We start from the raw sequence: 22,024 nt of genomic DNA on the forward strand, positions 1-22,024 counted from the left end.
CATTCATCGTAAGGGCGGGTTTTGAACCTGCCCTTACCAGTTTAAAGACAAACCATTATGATCAGAGTACATTCTTACGAGTCAATGGGGACATTTGACGGTCCCGGCTTACGCTTAGTCGTATTTTTACAAGGATGCAATTTCCGATGCCTCTATTGTGCCAACCCCGACACAATTGACACCAAAGGGGAAAGTACGGAAACGACAATAGACGAAATCGTACGTATGGCTGTCAGCCAGAAAGCTTTTTTCGGTAAAAAAGGAGGCGTGACTTTCAGCGGTGGTGAACCTACCTTACAAGCAAAAGCACTGGTTCCGTTATTCCAGCGGTTAAAAGAACAAGGCATCCACATCTGCATAGATACCAATGGCAGTATATGGAATGAGGAAGTAGAGGAACTGCTGCAATGGACAGACCTCGTATTATTAGACATCAAGGAATTTAATAATGTGCGCCATCGGCAACTGACAGAACGCAGCAACGAACAAACCATACGTACCGCCGGATGGCTTGAAAAAAACAGGAAACCTTTTTGGTTGCGCTATGTATTAGTTCCGGGCTATAGTTCCTTTGAAGAAGATATACGGGCATTAGGAGAGCACTTCAAGAACTATCAAATGATTCAAAGAGTGGAAATACTACCTTATCATACATTAGGGGTACACAAATACGAAGCCATGGGAAAAGAATACAAACTGAACGGAATAAAAGAAAATACGCCAGAACAGTTGGAAACAGCCCAAACTTTATTTAGTGAGTATTTCAATACCGTATATCTGAACTAGACAAACCCGCTCCGGTCTAACAACATTTATAAATATTAGGAGATGAGTTCCTTGATTTTCAGCTCATCTCCTTTATATATTAGAAGAAAAATACATTTATATCAGCACCACCATCACATCCCGTGCTCCATGAGCACCCATTACCAAAGCCTGCTCAATATCGGCCGTCTTTGACGGACCGGAAATAAAGGTTCCGAAACCATATCCGCCTGTATCTATCAGCTTATATGCTTCATGCATATTGTTCACAATCTTATTCTTATCCAGAAGAATAACCAATTTTTCGGCAATAAAATAAATGGCACGCTGCTTTACATCCTGTTCTATCCATACCGCACCATTCTCCGCAACCCCAATCTTTCCATCTATAACGGCCAGATCCGTCCCATTCAGTTCTGCGGGATCCTCCACATCATCGGGATTAAATGTCGCACAAGTAATACTCTTCAGATTAGAAGCGATGCGTTTGGCTTCCGGATAAGCTTTTTTAATGAAATCATTCACATCCTCCTCTTTTTCCAAAAGAACGGCCTCCCCTCCCACCTGCTTCATGATGAGATAAAACTGTTCTACCTTACCGGGATAAGTCAGTGCCATATCTTCCAACGGCTTTAAATCCGGTCTCTCATATTTTACATGTGTAGCACGCCGGATGCTCTGCAATATATCTTCTCTGCTGCTCATAATTACTTCACTTTACCTTTCTTCCACATTTCATTAAAACTCTCCTTGGAAAATTTCGGCATTTCACGCCCTTTACCCCAGTCGTTCAGTCCGTTATAAATAAGGAAACGAGGCATTCCGTTTGCTAATGGCGCCCATTTTAATGCCATATTGAATACCGAAGGACGGTTCATCATGTATTTCATGCCACCAGACATCACTTTCTTCATCCGGTCTGCCTTACCCAACTTATCCAAATCCTGGCGCCACAGATAAATCTGCTCCGCCAAATCCACCTTGGCCGGGCATACAAACGAGCAGGAATAACACAAAGAACAAGCCGACACGTTATCATGATAATGCAACGGTGCCTTCAGCATGCCCAAATTAATCCCTATAGGACCCGGAATAAAATAAGTATAAGAATACCCCCCACTACGTCTATATACAGGACATGTATTCATACAGGCTCCACAACGGATACAGTTCAAAGTCCTGATATGCTTTTGGTCGGCCAGTATCTTGCTACGTCCGTTATCTACAATAATAATATGAAATTCTCCACCCTCACGAGGCTTGCGGTAGTGGGAAGTGTATGTAGTAATGGGCTGTCCTGTAGCCGAACGGGCCAACAAACGGGTGAACACCCCTAATGATTCACGGTCCGGCACTATTTTCTCCATACCAAAAGCCGCAATCTGCAATTTGGGCTGGGAAGTACCCATATCCGCATTTCCTTCATTGGTGCATACCACAATCTCACCCGTAGAAGCTACAGCAAAGTTAGCACCTGTCATAGCCGCCTCAGCATGAATAAATTTCTGGCGGAGACTCTTCCGGGCTGCATGTGTAAGGTAAGTAGGGTCAAAGTTTCCTTTCTCCGTACCCATCTCTTTCTCGAAAAGCTCACCCACCTGTTCACGTTTGATATGAATGGCGGGCAATACAATATGGCTCGGTTTCAGATGCATCAATTGCAAGATACGCTCTCCCAAGTCACTTTCCACTACTTCAATACCTTTGTTTTCCAGAAACGGGTTGAGTTCGCATTCTTCGGCCAACATGGATTTGCTCTTTATAAAATGCTTTACCCCGTGCTGGTTCAGAATATTGTAGACAATATTGCAATACTCGTCCGCATCCTTCGCCCAATAGACATGGGCTCCGTTAGCACGCGCATTGTTTTCAAACTCCACCAACAACTCATCCAGATGGCTGTTACTATATAGTTTGGTAGCACATGCCATATCACGTAATTCCTCCCATTCGGGAACTTCTTTACTCAACCTGTCACGCTTTGCCCTGACCAGCCAAAGGGTTTCGTCATGCCATGCGGCCTGTTTCTTGTTTTTCAGAAACTCCGCAGCCGCTTTTGAATGTTTCGTACTCATAATCCTGCTGCTAAAATTTCAACAATGTGCAATGTCTTGATAGGAAGCTTGTCACGGGCAATGATGCCGTTCTGATGCATCAAACACGAACTGTCGGCCCCCACAATGTATTCGGCACCGGTAGCGATATGACGCATCACCTTGTCATGCCCCATCTGCACGGATACCGCATCTTCCTCTACGGCAAACATACCGCCGAAACCGCAACATTCGTCTTTGCGTTCCGGTTCCACAACTTCCACCCCTTCCACCAAAGAGAGCAGATCACGCAGTTTGCTGAAGTAAGGAATATTAAGTTCGCTGGCAGAAGAAAGTTTCATCAGTCTCACTCCATGGCAACTGTTTTGCAGACTTACTTTATGCGGGAACCTTGCTTTCAACGAAGCAGGTCTAACTATATCATGGATAAACTCACAGATATCATATATCTTACCTTCACTGGCACACCGATGCTTGTCCTCCTTCAAAAGACGACCGTAGTTATCACGTACAAATACGGCGCAACTAGCTGAAGGGCCCACTATGTAATCGTAATTTTTGAACTGTTCGTCAAAACGGCGGGCCAAATCTACCGCTTCATTCTCAAAACCTGCATTCGCCATCGGTTGACCGCAACAAGTCTGATCGAGCGGATAATCCACATCTACGCCCAGACTTCTCAGCAGTTTGTACGAGGCTATCCCTACCTGCGGATATACCGCATTGATATAACAAGGAATAAATAAACCTACTTTCATTGTCATTAGTTAATATATGTCCTATACTGGATAACAAAGTTAGAGGATATTTGTTAAGAAAGCAACGGGATTTCTAACGAATTATGAAGCGAAGCAAATAAAAAAGCATAATATTGTGAGTAGAGACTTCACTAATAAAAAAATACTCCCCACGAATCACTTCGTAGAGAGTACTTTCAACTAATAACTAACTTTGTGGTTTACGTAATTTCTATATGACTAACTTATAGTGCAAAGATAGAGGTTAGGACGCACCCCCACAATCACTTCTTTCAGGTATTCTGCCTCTTACCACTCACTATTTATAGGTACTATAAGCTCATCTTCACCTCGCTTAGTTCCACCAGTTTGTTTACGATAGCATAAATAGTCAATCCGGCAGGTGAATGTATCTGTAGCTTGCGCGCAATATTCCGGCGGTGAGTTATCACCGTATGAATGGAAAGGAACAATTTTTCCGCCGTTTCCTTATTCGTCATTCCACGTACCACACAACAAATAATTTCTTTCTCACGCTGGCTCAGTGTTTCCTGTTCACCATCTGTCTCATCCACACCCAGATTCATCAGATCCACTAACTTTTTATTTAGAACTTCAATATCATCATACAGCGCGATACCCTCATCGTATCCTTTCAGCAAATTGGAGTCCGTGACTGAGCACAACAAAGAGACACACCTGGTAGATGCCCGTGGATAGTTCGATTTAAACTCATCCACATTAAACCACCCTCCGAATGCAGGATTTATAATTAGAATATCCGGCTGACGTCCCTGCATACAATTCTGCAATCCTTCAAGGGAAGTTATTTCCACCGGCTGTATTGTAAGATCAGGCATGCGCCTCAGCACAGCCACAAGTCCGCTACGCACAATGACTGAAGTTTCGGCCACCGCAACGTGCACTAGTTCTGTCCGTTTCATTTCCCCTCCTTTTCCAGCCTGCGCACAGCAGGCACAAACAAGTAATCCTCTACACGGCAATGGGATGCCAAATCTTGCTCACAACTGAATATATCGAATAATACGGCGTTCAACAAATGATTATTTCCTTTAGCCGGATAATATTTAATAATGATGTTTTTTAGCTCGGTCAGTGTCGCATCTATCTGGTCATGCCTGCGGGCAAACTGCGAGATACGAAATCCTCCCGTTTCCCGTCCGGTCATCAGATTCTCTACGTAAGTAAACACATTCACATCTTCATAATCCATGTGTTTACGCACCTCTCCGGCGTACTGGTCGAAGAATTTCAAAATGAGGAACGCAACCTCGTTTTCCGTAGAGCAGTCTATAGCTTCTATCAGTTTACGGCGTATGGTAGGCAGACAGAAATCAAGGAAATAATGATGTGCCTGTTTTAAATAACTCATCAGTGAAGGCATAGAAATATCCTTCACATCATCCTCCATCCGGTCGCTATCTTCAATCATGAAGTTCACCACCGCAAGGAAAGTACGACAGTCCACTCCATTTTCACGGCACACCTCCTGTACTGTCTTGTCTCCAAACCCCAACGAAAGATCAAAACGACTCATTACCTGTAGCAATGTATAATTATCGCAGATAAGATAACTCATTTTGTCCGCCGGAGTATATTTACTTGTTTTATACATAGTTATGTTTTTTGTTTCTCTTTTTGGGCACAAAGTTACGGAAAATCATCAGGGTTATCAATCACTATAAATAGGTATTTTCTTTTGTATTCCGCAATCTCCATTCAAACCGGTCAATGCCCCAACCCACCTCCGGATTTGTTGCAGAGACAGCCCCCATACAGGCACCTAAAAAACGTGCTCCCATTCGTTCGCTTACGATGGGAGCACTTACAACACAAAAACTAAACTAGACTTAACTAAACTATTCTATTAAGAAGTTTCACAACTTCCCTTGTCTATGCTGCAAATATAAAAAGATTATTTCTTTTTAGCAAAAAGATATCGACAAAATATCTACTTTTATCGTTCAAATATCACATTCTTCAAACAGAATGACCGCTCAAGTACGTCTGCAGTTCCTGCTTATAACTATCAGAGACCGGAATATACTCCTTACCGAAAACAATCCGTCCCCGGTCAATCACCTTGATCTTACTCTTTTGCACTATAAACGAGCGATGTACGCGAATGAAACGACTGGAAGGAAGCTTCTCTTCCATAGCTTTCATACTGATCAGTGACAAGACAGCTTTCGGCTCATCCTCCACATGGATTTTAACGTAATCTTTCAACCCTTCTATATACAGTATCCGGTCTAAAGCAATCCGAATCAGTTTGTAATCACTTTTTACATATATACAATTCTCCGATTCATCGGTACCAATACCATTATCCGCCTTTTGTTTCAGTTCATACCATTGCATCGCCTTGTTCACTGATTGTAAAAAATCGACATAGCTGACTGGTTTCAACAAATAGTCCAAGGCATTGACTTTATAGCTGTCCAAAGCATACTGTCCGAATGCGGTCGTAAAAATAATCCTTGTTCCAGGGCTGACCATACGTGAAAACTCCAAACCGTTCAACTCAGGCATTTGAATATCAAGGAACAAGATATGCACCTCCTCGTGAAGAGGGATTTCCGTCATAGCTTGCACCGCACTGGAGTACCTCCCTACCAATCGGAGGAAAGATGTTTTTTCCACATAGCTTCTCAGCAATTCCAAAGCCAGCGGCTCGTCATCGACAATAGCGCAATTCAGTATCATAAGCTTTTATTAGTCTGTATGGTTAATATAGAAGAATATACCTGTCCGTTTTCACTGACCCCTTTTATCCATTCGTAATGTCCCGGATAAATCAGTTCCAGCCGTTTGCCCACCTGTTCCAACCCCACTCCGCTTCCGCTTTTATCTTGTCCGGACTTCGGATAGTTGCTGTTAAGAATCTCACACCTCACCATACCGTCCGCATGTCCGGAGATAGAGATGCTGATAAAACTGCCGGCTGTGGGGCTGATGCCATGCTTGAAGGCATTTTCTATCAGCGATATGAAAATAAGGGGAGCAATCCGCAACGCACCACCGGAGTCCGCCTCCAGATTCACACTCACCTCTACCTGCTGTGGCAGACGGATACGCATCAGTGCTACATAATTACGGATAAAATCAAGTTCTTTTTCAAGCGGAACAAAAGTCTGCTGATTGTCATAGAGCACATGGCGCAACAATTTACTCAACTCCTGTACCGCCTCTTGCGCCTTATCACTGTTAAAAGCAATCAGAGCATAAATATTATTTAATGTGTTGAGCAGGAAATGAGGATTCAACTGGTTCTTCAAGTTTTTCAGCTCCGCTTCCGTCTTTTGTCTCTCTGTTTCTATCAACCGTTCTTCCGCCTGACGCCAGCGCAGACTGGTACGGATGGCCGCACCCAATCCGGCGACAAAAATCATCATCCCCATATCCCGCACATAGAATATCCAGCGAGGTGGAATATGACGCGCAAACTCAGGGGGCGGAGGCGTACTTATACTTTCCAGAAATACATGAAGAAGTATACTCAGACAAAGTATCAGCACGGCATCGCTCAGAATATACTTACGCATTTCGTCCATGAACATATAGCGGGGAACCAGCCATAAGTAATTGACATAGAAGATAATAAAATAGCACAAAGGAACACAACTATGCCTCAAGAATTGGGCTGGATTGAAGCCACTTCCACGCTCCATGAATACAAGCGGAAAGCCAAAAATGAGCAGCCAGCTGACAATATGGATACTCAGTTCTAAAAAATGTCGCTGTGAAAATAAATGTTTCATACAGGCAAAGATAAGAAAGATTAGATTATAAATAAGATTTCCATGCCTCTTATTCCATAAGAAACTGTTGAACAGGAATCTCCTTTTCATCCTTATTCATAACGCAAAGCGTCTATCGGATCAAGGTCTGCGGCCTTCTTTGCCGGATACCATCCGAAGAACACACCGGTAACGGTACATACCAAGAATGAAAGCAACACACTCCAAGGCTGGATAAATACAGGCCAATGCGCTATCGCCTTAATCATAAAGCTGGCTCCGCAACCGATAATCACTCCTATCAAACCACCCGTAATGCTGATCAGGATAGCCTCTATCAGAAACTGGCTCAGAATATCGACTCCCCGCGCTCCGACCGACATACGCAGACCGATCTCACGAGTACGCTCCGTTACAGATACATACATGATATTCATGATACCGATACCTCCGACTACCAGAGAAATGCCGGCAATACAAGCCAACAGCGTGGTCATCAGGTCTGTTGTAGTATTGAGCATACTGCTCAGTTCCTGCTGGGTGCGGATGGTAAAGTCATCATCATCCGTTCCTTTCAGTTTATGTTCACGGCGCAGAATGGTCGTAATTTCATCTACAGCCTCATCGGTCATATCTTCTGTCAGGGCCGAAGCGAAAATTCCACTCAAGTAAGTCTGTGCCAGCAATCGTTTCATCACCGTACTGTAAGGAGCCAGCACCACATCATCCTGGTCCATACCCATAGAATTATACCCTTTTGACTTCAGCACACCGATTACCCGGAAAGGGATCTGGTTGCAACGGATCACTTTCCCTATCGGGTCCGAGCCGTCGGAAAAAAGATTATCGACAATGGTTTTACCGATGACACAGACCTTGGCTGCCGTACGAATGTCATTCTCGGTAAACATCTCCCCCTGCTCCACAGTGAGCTGACGTATGGTAAGATAATCCATACTTACCCCACTCACCGAAGACGGGTAGTTGTTGGCCCCCGCAACGAGTTGCCCCGAGGAAGAAACATTGGGACTGATGCCGGAGAGGTACGTACACTCTTCGCTCAACTTCTCATAATTTTCCAGTTTCAGTGTCTGCATGGCTGAAGGGTCCTGACGGACACCTCCACGCATCTCCGCCCCCGGATGAATCATAATCATGTTCGAGCCCATCTCTGAGATTTGTTGCTGGATGCTCTTTTTAGAACCCTGCCCGATGGCAAGCATGGCGATGACCGATGCCACACCGATGATGATACCCAACATGGTAAGGAAGGCGCGGAGTTTGTTGTTGACAAGCGCCCGAAGAGCTATTTTAAGTAGATTTGTTCCGTTCATATTAATTCTTTTTTAATGGTTAGTCCTCATCATTCTTGGGCAGGGCAGCCAATGTAGCAGCAGCCGAAAGGATTTGAGAATTGACAGCGTCTTCCACTACATGCCCGTCACGCAAGCGAATGTTACGGCTACTGTATTGGGCTATTTCGGGATTGTGTGTGACGAAAATAAGCGTACGACCTTCGGCGTGCAACTTCTGGAAAAGTACCAGAATCTCGAAAGAGGTACGAGTATCCAGATTACCGGTCGCCTCATCGGCTAGAATAACGGCAGGATTGTTCACCAAGGCGCGGGCAATGGCCACACGCTGCATCTGTCCGCCGGACATCTGGTTGGATTTGTGCTCCAGACGATCGCCCAGCCCCACGGCGATCAGTGATTCAATGGCACGTTTCCGTCTTTCGGAAGCCGGAACGGACGAGTTGTACATCAAGGGAAGCTCCACATTCTCTACGGCTGTCGTCTTAGGCAACAGATTATAGTTCTGGAACACGAAACCTATCTTACGATTGCGCAGCACGGCTCGCTGAGGTTTGCTCATGGTACGCACGGACACGCCATCCAACAGATATTCGCCGCTGGTAGGAGTATCAAGGCATCCCAACGTATTCAGCAAAGTGGACTTGCCGGAGCCGGAAGTACCCATAATAGTGACGAACTCTCCTTCATAGATGGTGAAAGAGATGCCACGCAGAGCGTGAACGGTTTCATCGCCTACCTGGAAATTCCGTTTTATGTTTTGTAATTCGATTATCTTTTTCATGTGATTTATTCTTTCAATGTAGACGGAAGCATTACCTTTTATTATTTATTCTTCTTTTTATTACCTCCCGGAGGCCCCGGCATGAACGGATTTCTTTCACCTTCTCCGGCAGACGGTTCTTCCATTCCAGGCATACTGCCTCTTACCACCGTTTCTGTCACTACCCGTGTATTCTCAGCAATGCCACTTACGATTTCAGTCCTGCTGCCATCAGTAATACCTATTTCCACAAAATGAGCGGTAAAGATATTGTTATCCAGTGTCCACACCTTATGGCTGCCCTGGCAGTCGTTTATCTTACGCCCTCCCACTATGTCTTTGTTGGGAGTGAAGCGCAAAGCCTTGTTGGGGACAATCAGCACATTGTCCCTGGTCAATGTATAGATGGTAGCATTAGCGGTAAGACGCGGTTTCAGTTTCAAATCGGGATTATCAGCCGTTATCACCACCTCGTAAGTAACCACAGTAGTACTGCTGGTTGTCGAAGAGCTACTGTTGGTGCTGTTCGTACTCCCCAAACGAATCTGTCTGACTACTCCTTCGAACACGTCATCGGGATAAGCATCCACAGTAAAGGTCACACGGGCTCCTTCCTCCACCCCGGCAATATCTGCTTCATCCACATCGGCCACTACCTGCATCTTAGTCAGGTCGGCAGCGATAGTGAACAGTGTCGGAGTCTCGAAACCGGATGCTACGGTCTGTCCTTCTTCCACATCACGGCTAGTCACCACTCCGTCGATGGGCGAGGTGATTGTTGCGTACGACAGGTTACGTTCGGCTTTTGCCAGAGCCGCCTTACTCTGTTCCCATGCGCTTTGGGCACGTTGGAAATTATAGACAGTTTCCTCATAGTTCGTATCGCTGATTAATTGCTTCTCGTGCAGTTTACGATTGCGGTCATACAATTTCTTCTGATAGTCGTACTCGGCCTTATTTCCATCGTAGGTGGCCTTTGCCGACTGAAGTTCACTTTGCAACGTCACCTTATCCATCTCGGCTATCAATTCCCCCTTCTTTACCACGGAGTTGTAATCCACATAAATTTTGTCAATGATACCGGATACCTGCGTACCCACTTCCACCTCTGTCACCGGTTCGATGGTTCCGGTAGCAGTGATGAAATTACTGACATTGCCTTTCGTTACGGCTTCCGTCGCGAAATCGACCGTACTTTTCCCCTCCGGTCCGCCAAGTATCCAAAAACCGCCTGCCACAACTACTACAGCTGCCACTGTAGTGAGAATCATTTTTTTCTTTTCCATAATAGAATATGTATAGCATTATTATTATAATTTCAGATCGCGGCCTGCATAGAAGTTCAGTAAAGTCCGGTCCAGGATAGCCATGTACTTGGCCTGGATACGTTGCTGCTGTGCACTGAGCAGGTTATTCTTCTCGGTAAGCAACTCCACGGTATTCTTCATCCCCAGATTGAACTGCTCGCTGACCATCTCATAACTGGCCCGGCTGCTTTTCAGCTTGCTTTCGGCCGCCGCATATTGCTCCTGAGCATTTGCAGCGTCCAACCACAAGCTTTCTATATTCTTATAGAGTTCCTTTTGCTTGTTTATCAAATCGAGCAGACTGCTGTCATATTGCAAACGCGCCTTCTGTACGGCACTTTTATTCTGCCGGTTATCAAAAATCGGGATGCTCACGTTCAATCCTATCATATTGTTCCAGCCATATTTCATTTGCTTGCTCCAGCTATTGTCACTGCCGCTGTTTGTCATACTCCCCGTAGACGCACTCAGACTGATGGTAGGCAGATAACCGGCTTTGGCCACCGATATGTCCAGTTTGGCATTCTCTATACTCAACTTGCCGCTTTGAATTTCCGGACGTGACGCCAGAGCTTGCTGATAGATATCCTCCTGAGCAGGCAACGGCTGCAACACATGCTCATCGGCCAGCTCGGGAAGAACCAAATCCATTTCTTCCGTACCGTCCAACTCCAACAACTGCTTCAATTGTAATTTATAATCGCGCAAGGAACTTTCGGAGGTCACCAACTGGTATTTGTCACTGCTTACCTGTGACTCCAGCTGCGCCAAATCGGCTTTCGAGATACTTCCTTCATGAAAAAGCTCCTTTCCTCTGTCGTATGTGACCTGAGTCACCTGCAAGGTATTCCGGTTAATCTTCACAGACTCGTCGGCATAAAGTATCTGGATGAAGATTTGTGCTATCTGCTCTTGCAGAGAGTTTTCTGTTTCGGCTACGGTAAGCCCTGCTATCTGTTGACTGGTCTTCTTTTGTTTGATAGCATTCAACCGTTTGTTACCATTCCACAATGTCCACTGTGCATTCAGACCATAGTTCCCATTATAAGTAGTTTTACTGTCACTACTGATGATTTCCGTTCCGCTTACCGTGTTACTGTTTTCCTGATACGGACGGTTCGTCACATTCTGCCCTGTGCTGAACGACAGACTGGGAAAGAGGGCTGCTCTAGCGGTTTTCACATCTACCGAGCTTTCTTCCAATGAAATTTTGTTCTGTTGTAATTGGATATTCTTCTCCAATGCATAGTCTATGCAGTCGTCCAGCGTCCACTTTCTGACCTCTTGGGCGGAAACCGAAGTGACCACGGCCCAAATCATTGCAAAATATACTGTTCGTTGTCTCATCCTTTTTACTGTTTAATTTGTTACTACAAAAGTAGAGGGTCGTGAATATTTTAGCAATAACTATAGATTTGTGGAAGATTTCCATAGATAAAAACTTGCTTTTTACCGATAAAGTGTTTTTCTTTGTAATTATTACAACTTTAAGATAAATTTATGAGTGATTCTTTGTTGACACGCATCTGGATATTCTATCGCGACGGTTTTCGCGAGATGACCTTGGGACGCACTCTCTGGGCGATTATTCTTATCAAACTGTTCATCATGTTCTTTATTCTGAAACTTTTCTTCTTCCCCTCTTTCCTTGGTGGGAAGACAACAGAAGAGAAACAACAATATGTAGGTGAGGAGTTAATAGAACGGGCAAATCCATAAACATTTAAATAAATCAGAAAGTTATGTTTGAAAACATTGACACTTCATTAATTGACTGGTCAAGGGCGCAGTTCGCTCTGACGGCCATGTATCACTGGCTTTTCGTACCTCTCACTTTGGGGTTGGCTGTGATAATGGGACTCATGGAAACCTTCTATGTGACAACAGGTAAGGAATTCTGGAAGAACACAGCTAAATTCTGGATGAAACTGTTCGGAATCAATTTCGCCGTAGGTGTTGCCACCGGCCTGATTCTGGAATTCGAGTTTGGAACTAACTGGAGTAACTATTCCTGGTTTGTGGGCGATATCTTCGGAGCTCCGCTGGCTATCGAAGGGATTCTGGCATTCTTCATGGAAGCCACTTTCATTGCCGTTATGTTCTTCGGCTGGAACAAAGTGAGCAAGCGTTTCCATCTGGCCTCCACCTGGCTTACCGGACTGGGGGCAACGATCTCCGCCTGGTGGATTTTAGTCGCCAATGCCTGGATGCAATATCCCGTAGGGATAGCGTTCAACCCAGAAACAGTAAGAAATGAAATGGTGGACTTTGCAGCTGTCGCCCTCTCCCCCATGGCTGTCGCCAAGTTTTTCCATACAGTGCTAAGCAGTTGGATACTGGGAGCCGTCTTTGTAGTAGGAATAAGTTGTTGGTATTTGCTGCGCAATCGTCAGAAGAAGTTCGCCCTAAGCAGCATCAAAGTTGCCGCCGCCGTAGGTCTGTTCGCCTCTCTTGTCACTGCATGGACAGGTGATATTTCGGGAGTACAAGTAGCCAAAGTACAACCCATGAAAATGGCTGCCGCCGAAGGATTACACGATGGTGGAAACGGAGTGCCCTTCACCATTGCAGGCAATTTGAAAATTCCCAAAATGCTTTCCATTCTTGCCACTCACGAGATAGACGGGTATGTGCCGGGTATCAACAATCTGCTGGAGGGTGGTTATCAGATGCCCGATGGCACAACCGCTTTATCGGCCGAAGAGAAGATTAAACGTGGACAGACTGCCATTGCCGCCCTGGATGCATTCCGCAAAGCGCATAAGGCAGGTGACGAAGCAAGCGCTGCCGTAGCCCGCAAGACATTGGACGAAAACGTGAAATATTTTGGTTACGGATATATTAAAGATCCCGCCCATCTGGTTCCTAATGTAGGACTTACTTTCTGGTCATTCCGGATCATGGTGGGGCTGGGAGGTTATTTCATCCTGTTCTTTATTATAGTACTGATTGTATCGAAAAAAGAGAAACTGGCCGATATGCGATGGTTGCAACGAGTGGCTTTGTGGACTATTCCACTAGCCTACATCGGCAGTCAGGCAGGCTGGGTGGTAGCCGAAGTGGGACGCCAGCCATGGGCTATACAGGATATGTTGCCTGTAGGGGCAGCCATCTCCAAATTGCAGACAGGTTCCGTACAGCTTACTTTCTTTATCTTCCTTCTATTGTTCACTGTTCTGCTCTTTGCAGAAATAGGCATCATGCTGAAGGCCATCAAGAAAGGTCCCGAGGGAATAAAGAATTAAAAATTAAGGAATAAATGAGAAAGGTGGAAATAATTCAGGCTGCGCAATGAACGGGCTACATACAAATAATTAATTCCACCAGCAAGTCATTCTTTTTTAATTCAAGTTTCTCTAATTCTATTTTTCAATATTCAATTCTCAATTTTTAATTTAGAATATTATGGACTATATATTTCTACAAAATTATTGGTGGTTCCTGGTATCGTTACTAGGTGCTTTGTTGGTGTTCCTGCTCTTTGTGCAGGGTGGCAATTCCTTACTGTTCACGCTTGGCCGAAATGACGAAGAGCGTGCATTGCTGGTAAACTCTACGGGACGCAAATGGGAGTTTACTTTTACCACCCTTGTCACTTTCGGTGGCGCCTTTTTCGCTTCTTTCCCGCTGTTCTACAGTACCAGTTTCGGTGGTGCTTACTGGTTATGGATGATTATTCTTTTCAGTTTCGTATTGCAGGCTGTTTCATACGAATTCCAATCCAAACTGGGCAATCTGCTTGGAAAACGTACTTACCAATGGTTTCTGGTTATAAATGGTATTGTGGGACCTCTATTGCTGGGAGGTGCGGTAGCCACATTCTTTACCGGCTCCAATTTCCTGGTCAATAAAGGAAATATGGGTAATGAGCTGATGCCTGTCATCAGCAGTTGGGCAAACGGATGGCACGGACTGGATGCGCTGACCAATCCTTGGAATCTAGTATTGGGATTTGCCGTATTCTTCCTGGCCCGCCTTTTGGGCAATCTGTATTTTATCAATAACATCCGAGATAAAGAATTGATCCCCCGCTGCCGCCGTCAGCTTATAACAGATGCCATTCCTTTCCTTATTCTATTTCTGGCATTTGTGATCCGTACTTTATTGGCTGATGGTTTCGCTGTAAATCCCGAAACAAAGGAAGTTTATATGGAACCTTACAAGTATTTCATCAATCTGATGGATATGCCTCTATTACTGGTATTGTTCCTGTCAGGAGTTGTCGGAGTACTTTGGGGCATCGGAAGGGCTGTCTTCAGCAAGACTTCAACCAATGGTATCTGGTTTACCGGAACAGGAGTTGTACTGACTGTATTGGCTTTATTGCTTTGTGCGGGATATAATAATACGGCTTATTACCCGTCAACAGCCGATTTACAAAGTTCGCTGACTTTGGCAAACAGTTGCTCCAGCGAGTTTACCCTGCGCACCATGGCATACGTTTCCATTCTGGTACCTTTCGTACTGGCATATATCATTTATGCATGGCGTGCTATAGACCGTAAGCCCATCACAGCAAAGGAACTGGAACAAGACGGACACGCTTATTAAAGAGTCTTAATGAATCATAGATCAGACACTCTGTTTTGCAAATAGCTGTAAACAGGGTGTCTTTCTATGTTAAATAACATTGTTTCAACCTATAAAATAAAGGGAAGTTCTTGCAAATTTCCGAAATATACGTACCTTTGCAATGTGTTTTTCATAGTATTAGATTTAAGGTTAACAAAGGTTGGAGCAAGGCGTTGCTCCTTTTTTTATATCTATAGAGCACATAGCATCCATAGTTACTTCATTTCCCCATCTTGAAAGTTATTTTCGTTTGAAAGCTTCTTCACCTAAAAGAAATATTATGATACAAGTGATGCATACAATTGTGGATTACGTGCATGATGCCAGATATAGGACGCTGGATAGACCTCTTCCTTATTTTTATCAAGAATTTCTTTCAGAATACTGCATTTGTTCTCGCCCGTCACCAAAAAACAGGTATGCCGAGCTTCTATCAAGGGAAATCCCGTCATGCATATACGCACGGTTTTATTATAAGGATTGACGGACACACCATACGGTTCCCCGACAGTAAGAAGATCCTGACGGTCGGGGAAAATGGATGATGTATGTCCATCCTCTCCTATCCCTAATAATACAAAATCAAAAACAGGCACACCATCCACGGTCGGAACAGTAGTCTTGACTATGGAAGAATATTGTTTGGTTTCTTCTTCAGGAACACCCTCACCCACAATACGGTAGTAATGACTGGATGGAATCTCTATTTTACTAAGCAACAGACGGTTTGCCAGGCCAAAATTACTCAGCTCATCGTCAGGAGGCACGCAACGCTCGTCCACCCAATAGAAATAAATACGGAACCAAGGAGTATATGCGGCATATTCACGCTCCCAAACCTCGAAAAGTGTGGCAGGAGTAGTTCCTCCGGAAAGAGCAATGGTAAAAGGACGTTCAGGTTCTTCATCCATTGCTTCCAATATATGAGTTATCAAGGCTTGCGATGCTTGTACAGGCGATGCATACAGGTTACGGTCAATCATGCTATTTATCACTTAGAGTTTGCTGTTTAAAACTTACTATCCACAACTTACAATTTACAATATAGATTGGAATGCGTCAGATTCTTACACGGATTCGTCCATTCAGCATGACTACAGTTGATCAACACGTCCGCTTCTTTCGGCCCCCATGTTCCTGCGGGATATCCGTAAAGAGGAGTATCGGGATGCTTTTTCCAATAATCCAGTATTTTGTCGAAATACGTCCAGCTCTCTTCCACAGCATCGGAACGGGTAAAGAGTGTAGGGTCACCCGCCAGACTGTCCTCCAGCAGGCGGACGTATGCGTCACCCGTTTCCTGATCGTGCTGGTCATAGCTGAAATCCATCTCCATGGTTCCCATATAAAATCCGGCGCCGGGTTCCTTCATGGCTATGCGCTGAAGAATTCCCTCATCGGGCTGAATACGGATAATCAGTTCCTCACCTTTGTACAAGCCTTCCTTCATTTGGAACATCTGCATAGGAGCAGGTTTGAAATGAACCACAATTTCGGTCACCTTGGTAGGCATCTGCTTTCCGGTACGGATATAAAAAGGCACTCCCTGCCAACGCCAGTTGTCCACATACAGACACATCGCCACATAGGTATCTGTACGGGAATCAGGACGAACATTCTTTTCTTCACGATAACCGATACGGTCATCACCGGCAATATATTGTCCGCGGATGACATTATCACGAATATATTCATCAGTCAGCGGACGAAGGGATTGGTAGACCTTGATCACCTCGTTACGGAAACCATTCTTATCAAATTTGGCCGGCGGTTCCATGGCAGTAATGGCAAGCAACTGCATCAAGTGGTTCTGTACCATATCGCGCAGAGCTCCCGCCCCGTCATAATATCCTCCGCGAGTACCTATACCCATATTTTCCACCGCAGTGATTTCTACATAATCTATATAGTTACGGTTCCATATCGGTTCGTAAATAGTACTTCCAAAACGAGTCACCATAATATTCTGCACCGTTTCCTTGCCCAGAAAATGGTCGATGCGGTAGATATCCTCTTCTTTAAAATAAGCGGCATAAATCTTATTCATTTTCTGAGCGGAAGCCAAGTCGTATCCGAAAGGCTTCTCGACAATGATACGCTTTAATCCAGGCTTTTTCAACAAGCCCGCATCATGCAGACATTTCGGAATCAATTCATAAAGCAAGGGCGGGGTTGCCAGATAGAACAAATAGTTCCCATTATTCTCATATTGAGGCGAAAGCTCCTTCAAACGGTCATTCAACAGAAAATAAGTGGTTTCGTCAGCCGGGTCCATGGACTGGTAATGAACAGTAGAGAGAAAATCGTCCAATGTTTCCATTTCCTCTTTAGTAAGAGAACCGGATTTTATCAGTTCTTCTTTCAAATAGGCACGATAGGTTTCGTCCGTGTATGCAGTTCGGGCACAGCCAATAATGGCAAAATGCTTAGGGAAGCGTTTCCCGTTATGGATCTTTATCAAGGCAGGCATCAGTTTGCGCCGGGTTAAATCACCGGATGCACCGAAGATAACCAAAAATAAGCTATGTGGTAAACTCATGATTCTTTCTTTTAAAATGAATGTATAATGCTTTGCGTTGCAACGTATCAATAGTTGTTTTCCCAATGTTCGTGGAAAAATTCCCCCCGCGGACTGTCCACACGCTCGAAGGTATGGGCTCCAAAATAATCACGCATTGCCTGAATCATGTTGGCTGGGGAATGATGGGTAGTCAGGCCTAGAAAATAATTCAATGCAGCGGAAAGCACAGGTACTGCCATCCCCTCTTTCAACAGGACACCGATGTATTTCTTCCACGCGGGCAGGGCTTCCGCCACTTCCCTACCGAAACGCTCGTCCAGCAACAGATGTGACAAACCCGGCGCACGGCGATAGGCTTCGGCTATATCGTTCAGGAAAGCAGAACGGATAATGCATCCGGCGCGCCACAACAGAGCGATGGTGGAAAGATTCAACTTCCAGCCATATTGCTCGCTGGCCGTGCGCATCAGAGCAAACCCTTGCGCATAACCTGTCAGACGAGCTGCATACAAGGTACTCTCCAATCCGGCCACCGTATCCTGATAGTTATATACCGGATGATTCTCTACATGCATATAATGTTTGGACATCAGCACACGCAAGTTTTTCTCCGCCGACAGATTACGGGCAAAAACAGCCTCGGCAATCACGTCCAGCGGTGTATTGAGTTGCAGGGAGTTAATGACACTCCAGCGCCCCGTCCCTTTTTGTCCGGCAGCATCCAGAATGCTGTCGAGCAAATATCCGCCTCCTTGTTCTTTGTGACGCAGAATGGCCGAAGTAATCTCTATCAGATAACTATGCAGGCGTCCTTTGTCCCATTGTTCAAAAATATCCGCCATCTGCTCATTCTTCAACGCCAGCAACTGCTTCATGGCGAAATAAGTCTCGGCTATCAGCTGCATATCCCCATATTCTATGCCATTGTGCACCATCTTCACATAGTGACCTGCACCACCGGGACCGACCCACTCGCAGCACGGAGTACCGTCCCCGGCTTTTGCCGCAATACTTTTCAGCATCGGTTGAATAACCGGCCATGCTTCCTGCGCCCCGCCGGGCATGATAGACGCTCCATGCAAGGCACCCTCCTCGCCTCCTGAAATGCCGCAACCTACAAAGTACATCCCTTTATCATAAAGTTCTTTCACACGGCGTTCCGTATCTTCATAATAGGAGTTCCCTCCATCAATGATAATGTCGCCTTTATCCAGCAAAGGGCTCAGTCTGTCTATCAGATCATCGACGGCAGGCCCCGCCTGTACCATCAACAGAATGACACGAGGAGTTTTCAGCGCTTCGACAAAATCTGTCAGTTCATTACTTCCTATGATGCCTTTGCCCCTGGCACGGTTGGCTATAAAGTTATCTACTACATTTTCCTCTTTTCCAGGGACGGTACGGTTCCATACTACCACCTTCCATTCCTTACTGGCGAAATTCAGAGCAAGATTCTGCCCCATCACGCCCAATCCGATTAATCCGATATCTGCCTTTTTCATAAATTGTTCTTTTAATATTTAACAATTTGATAGGTTATTTGTTCAATAATTCTATCTTTGCAATCTGAATAAGAACACATTATCATGAAAAAGTTAAAAATAGGGTTATTAGCCCGGATTATCATTGCCATCGCATTGGGTATAGGATTCGGAAATGTTCTTCCCGGCGGACTGGTCAGAGTTTTTGTAACTTTCAACGGGATCTTCAGCGAGTTCCTGGGTTTCATTATTCCGTTGATTATTCTCGGGCTGGTCACTCCTGCCATTGCCGATATCGGCAAAGAAGCGGGAAAGATGCTGGTGATAACGACACTAGTGGCATACAGCGCGACGCTGTTCTCCGGTTTCCTGTCTTATTTTACCGGAGTGACTTTTTTCCCTTCCATGATAACCCCGGGAGCACCGATAGAACAAATCAGCGAAGCGCATGATATTTCCCCGTTCTTCACCGTAGCCATCCCTCCGGTAATGAATGTAATGACTTCCTTGATTCTGGCCTTCACATTAGGTCTGGGCATCGCACATCTGGAAAGCACGGCGCTGAAAAACGTATGTAATGATTTCAAAGATATCATAGTCAAGACCATTCAGACGGTTATTCTTCCCTTACTGCCTATTTATATATTCGGCATATTCCTGAATATGACTCATTCCGGACAGGTATATAATATTCTGATGGTATTTATCAAGATCATCGGGGTCATTTTCCTGCTTCATATCTTCCTGCTGGTTTTTCAGTATTCCATGGCGGCCCTGTTTGTGCGCCGCAATCCGTTCAAATTACTGGGGCGAATGATGCCTGCCTATTTCACGGCATTGGGCACACAGTCATCGGCAGCCACCATTCCGGTAACTTTGCGACAGAGCATCAAGAACGGGGTTACGGAGGATATAGCCGGATTTGTCATTCCTTTATGTGCCACCATTCATTTGTCGGGAAGTACATTGAAGATTGTTGCTTGTGCGCTGGCGCTGATGATTATGCAGGGAATGCCTTTTGATTTCCCCATGTTTGCAGGATTTATCTTCATGCTGGGCATCACGATGGTAGCCGCACCGGGCGTACCGGGAGGGGCCATCATGGCCGCATTGGGCATCCTGTCTTCCATGCTGGGGTTCGGAGAAAGTGAACAGGCTTTGATGATAGCGCTCTACATTGCCATGGATAGTTTCGGGACGGCTTGTAATGTGACGGGAGACGGGGCTATCGCATTGATTATTGATAAATTTTTCGGGAAGAAGGATCTCCGACCCATACAATAAACAGGAGAAAACTCGCCCCCCGAGAACAGATAAAATAAGAAAACTCTGTAACCTATTCAAGAAGAATTACTGCAAGCGACCAGCTGATTTATAATGTGTACGATGAAAAAGTGATCGTTTTAATGCTGAATTACCCCTGCTACAGCTGTATGTGGCAGGGGTAATTCTTTCTAAAGCATGAACTAGAATACAGGCATCTGCCAAATGAATCCCACTGACACGTGATTAGTACTGAAATTATCCTCACCCAGTGCCTTCGCACGGTCAGTATATTTATAAGAACGCCCCACGTACGCCAGGAAGAAGTGCAGATTGCTCTCCATCGGATAAAATTCTATTCCTCCTGTATATCCCCATGCCGTACGATATTTCCCTTTTTCCACTTCATCGCTTGCCTTATAAACAGAAGCGGTTTCATACATTCCTTTTGCAAACAAATTCCATTTCGGAGCAAAACGATAATTCACATGCAACACATAGGACATATATTCGGCATTAAAAGCATTGTGTGCCTGATTATCAGTCCCTACTATGTTAGTTATAATCCCTTTACGGTCTACTCCTTCACGAGAGTACATCCAATCAAAATAGGCATGCCATTGGGGATTGAAATTAAATTCATTACCCAAAGCGTAATAATACATCTTCTCGCCCTTCGTTTCGTTCATCACAGAGGCAGACCAACGGGTCTTAAAAACATCCAGAAAATTTCCGTTCCAGTTCAAGGTATAGACTAACGGCAATTTGGTACGTTCCAAATCTCCATACATATCTTCGGACGGTCCATTCAGACTATTCAATACCTGAAATTGTATCTGCTGGTGAGGATTATAGTTGTACGCCACATTCAAACCGGTCATAAAGTTGCTCATGTGCTCTATCATGTCACTGTATTCATAAATCTCAATCGGATTCAAGTCAAATTCTATACCCCCATACGAGGCACATTGCTTTCCGGCAAAAAATGAAAACTTATTCAGTTTGATACCTACTCCTGCCCAATCTATGCTGGTAGGCACATTATCGATATTTCCGGAGCCATCGTTTCCACGATTCAAACGCTGACGGTAACGGTAGCTCAGCCAGTCATTGATATCTCCCTTCATCTCGATACGGAGCTGCTTCATTTCGAATGCTCCCTGGTCAAACCCGGAATCATTCCACTTCATGTTGAAATCGCCATGCATGTTGAGGTAGAGATTGAACTTGTCCGTCTTCTTCTTGATACCGGTGACTTCTTCAAACAAGCTCTTGCCATCGGCCATGAAATCACTCCGGGAAGATTGGGCACATAGAGGGTGGAAGCCTGATACAGCAAGGGCTGTCAGGCATACTAACATTATTCTTTTCATAAGTCAAAGTTTTAGGTTGTCATGTATTTTTCTTTTGTCCGCACAAAAAGAAAAAATGAGTGAAGGCTATCCGGGCATACTATGGATACAATCTCCTGTCAGTCGGTTCACTGC

20 protein-coding genes are annotated in these 22,024 nt (G+C 44.9%); 5 read left to right on the forward strand and 15 right to left on the reverse strand.

Translation table 11 applies throughout. The features are described 5' to 3' along the window. The first annotated feature begins 57 nt into the window (after positions 1-57). Positions 58-786 carry a pyruvate formate-lyase-activating protein gene (pflA, locus tag ACYQ0C_RS13595; protein WP_016276062.1) on the forward strand — a complete coding sequence of 243 codons (729 nt, stop codon included), beginning with the start codon at positions 58-60 and terminating at the stop codon, positions 784-786. A gap of 96 nt (positions 787-882) precedes the next feature. Here pflA and ACYQ0C_RS13600 read toward each other — a convergent pair whose 3' ends face one another. The 11 genes from ACYQ0C_RS13600 to ACYQ0C_RS13650 all read right to left on the reverse strand — a co-directional run bounded on the left by ACYQ0C_RS13600 (position 883) and on the right by ACYQ0C_RS13650 (position 12,047). Continuing rightward, positions 883-1,470: a LutC/YkgG family protein gene (locus ACYQ0C_RS13600; protein ID WP_016276061.1), complete on the reverse strand. Its 588-nt coding sequence runs from the start codon at positions 1,468-1,470 to the stop codon at positions 883-885. Positions 1,471-1,472: 2 nt separating this feature from the next. After that, entirely contained in the window at positions 1,473-2,840 is a 1,368-nt protein-coding gene (locus ACYQ0C_RS13605) for a lactate utilization protein B (RefSeq protein ID WP_016276060.1), read from the reverse strand. Next, positions 2,837-3,577, reverse strand: a complete 741-nt coding sequence (locus ACYQ0C_RS13610; RefSeq protein ID WP_025017417.1) for a (Fe-S)-binding protein — start codon at positions 3,575-3,577, stop codon at positions 2,837-2,839. The genes ACYQ0C_RS13605 and ACYQ0C_RS13610 overlap by 4 nt, the downstream gene beginning before the upstream one ends. Before the next feature lie 311 nt (positions 3,578-3,888). Beyond that, positions 3,889-4,500: a response regulator transcription factor gene (locus tag ACYQ0C_RS13615; protein WP_016276058.1), complete on the reverse strand. Its 612-nt coding sequence runs from the start codon at positions 4,498-4,500 to the stop codon at positions 3,889-3,891. After that, positions 4,497-5,192: a hemerythrin domain-containing protein gene (locus tag ACYQ0C_RS13620; RefSeq protein WP_016276057.1), complete on the reverse strand. Its 696-nt coding sequence runs from the start codon at positions 5,190-5,192 to the stop codon at positions 4,497-4,499. The genes ACYQ0C_RS13615 and ACYQ0C_RS13620 overlap by 4 nt, the downstream gene beginning before the upstream one ends. A gap of 365 nt (positions 5,193-5,557) precedes the next feature. Next, complete coding sequence (locus ACYQ0C_RS13625; RefSeq protein ID WP_016276055.1) at positions 5,558-6,283, reverse strand: LytR/AlgR family response regulator transcription factor; 726 nt, start codon at positions 6,281-6,283, stop codon at positions 5,558-5,560. Next, entirely contained in the window at positions 6,280-7,338 is a 1,059-nt protein-coding gene (locus ACYQ0C_RS13630) for a sensor histidine kinase (RefSeq protein WP_016276054.1), read from the reverse strand. Before ACYQ0C_RS13630 ends, ACYQ0C_RS13625 begins: the two co-directional genes overlap by 4 nt. 92 nt (positions 7,339-7,430) lie before the next feature. After that, positions 7,431-8,651, reverse strand: coding sequence for an ABC transporter permease (locus ACYQ0C_RS13635; RefSeq protein WP_016276053.1), 1,221 nt, complete (start codon positions 8,649-8,651; stop codon positions 7,431-7,433). A 19-nt stretch (positions 8,652-8,670) separates the two neighbouring features. Beyond that, positions 8,671-9,414: an ABC transporter ATP-binding protein gene (locus ACYQ0C_RS13640; RefSeq protein ID WP_016276052.1), complete on the reverse strand. Its 744-nt coding sequence runs from the start codon at positions 9,412-9,414 to the stop codon at positions 8,671-8,673. A gap of 41 nt (positions 9,415-9,455) precedes the next feature. Next, on the reverse strand, positions 9,456-10,679 hold the full coding sequence (locus tag ACYQ0C_RS13645) for an efflux RND transporter periplasmic adaptor subunit (RefSeq protein WP_032941672.1): 1,224 nt from the start codon (positions 10,677-10,679) through the stop codon (positions 9,456-9,458). Positions 10,680-10,703: 24 nt separating this feature from the next. Further along, a complete protein-coding gene (locus ACYQ0C_RS13650) occupies positions 10,704-12,047 on the reverse strand; it encodes a TolC family protein (RefSeq protein WP_016276050.1) in 1,344 nt (447 codons plus the stop codon). Between the two features lie 153 nt (positions 12,048-12,200). Between ACYQ0C_RS13650 and ACYQ0C_RS13655 the strand changes: the two genes are divergently transcribed. The 3 genes from ACYQ0C_RS13655 (at position 12,201) to cydB (ending at position 15,251) form a co-directional block, all read left to right on the forward strand. Then, positions 12,201-12,419, forward strand: a complete 219-nt coding sequence (locus ACYQ0C_RS13655; RefSeq protein WP_016276049.1) for a DUF4492 domain-containing protein — start codon at positions 12,201-12,203, stop codon at positions 12,417-12,419. Between the two features lie 23 nt (positions 12,420-12,442). Beyond that, entirely contained in the window at positions 12,443-13,945 is a 1,503-nt protein-coding gene (locus tag ACYQ0C_RS13660; protein ID WP_016276048.1) for a cytochrome ubiquinol oxidase subunit I, read from the forward strand. A gap of 160 nt (positions 13,946-14,105) precedes the next feature. Continuing rightward, a complete protein-coding gene (cydB, locus tag ACYQ0C_RS13665; protein WP_016276047.1) occupies positions 14,106-15,251 on the forward strand; it encodes a cytochrome d ubiquinol oxidase subunit II in 1,146 nt (381 codons plus the stop codon). A 299-nt stretch (positions 15,252-15,550) separates the two neighbouring features. Here cydB and pgl read toward each other — a convergent pair whose 3' ends face one another. Genes pgl through gnd form a run of 3 tightly spaced genes read right to left on the reverse strand, consistent with a single transcriptional unit; the run spans position 15,551 to position 19,295 of the window. Beyond that, complete coding sequence (gene pgl, locus ACYQ0C_RS13670) at positions 15,551-16,255, reverse strand: 6-phosphogluconolactonase (RefSeq protein WP_016276046.1); 705 nt, start codon at positions 16,253-16,255, stop codon at positions 15,551-15,553. Between the two features lie 47 nt (positions 16,256-16,302). Further along, positions 16,303-17,811: a glucose-6-phosphate dehydrogenase gene (gene zwf / locus ACYQ0C_RS13675; RefSeq protein ID WP_016276045.1), complete on the reverse strand. Its 1,509-nt coding sequence runs from the start codon at positions 17,809-17,811 to the stop codon at positions 16,303-16,305. A gap of 47 nt (positions 17,812-17,858) precedes the next feature. Beyond that, on the reverse strand, positions 17,859-19,295 hold the full coding sequence (gene gnd / locus ACYQ0C_RS13680; protein WP_016276044.1) for a decarboxylating NADP(+)-dependent phosphogluconate dehydrogenase: 1,437 nt from the start codon (positions 19,293-19,295) through the stop codon (positions 17,859-17,861). A gap of 84 nt (positions 19,296-19,379) precedes the next feature. Here gnd and ACYQ0C_RS13685 point away from each other — a divergent pair, with 84 nt between their 5' ends. After that, positions 19,380-20,558 carry a dicarboxylate/amino acid:cation symporter gene (locus ACYQ0C_RS13685; RefSeq protein WP_016276043.1) on the forward strand — a complete coding sequence of 393 codons (1,179 nt, stop codon included), beginning with the start codon at positions 19,380-19,382 and terminating at the stop codon, positions 20,556-20,558. Positions 20,559-20,740: 182 nt separating this feature from the next. On the opposite strand, the gene ACYQ0C_RS13690 is transcribed toward ACYQ0C_RS13685, so the two are convergent. Continuing rightward, positions 20,741-21,910, reverse strand: a complete 1,170-nt coding sequence (locus ACYQ0C_RS13690) for a porin (RefSeq protein WP_016276042.1) — start codon at positions 21,908-21,910, stop codon at positions 20,741-20,743. Positions 21,911-22,024 lie beyond the last annotated feature (114 nt).

The sequence above is a fragment of the Phocaeicola sartorii JCM 17136 = DSM 21941 genome (assembly GCF_054653615.1).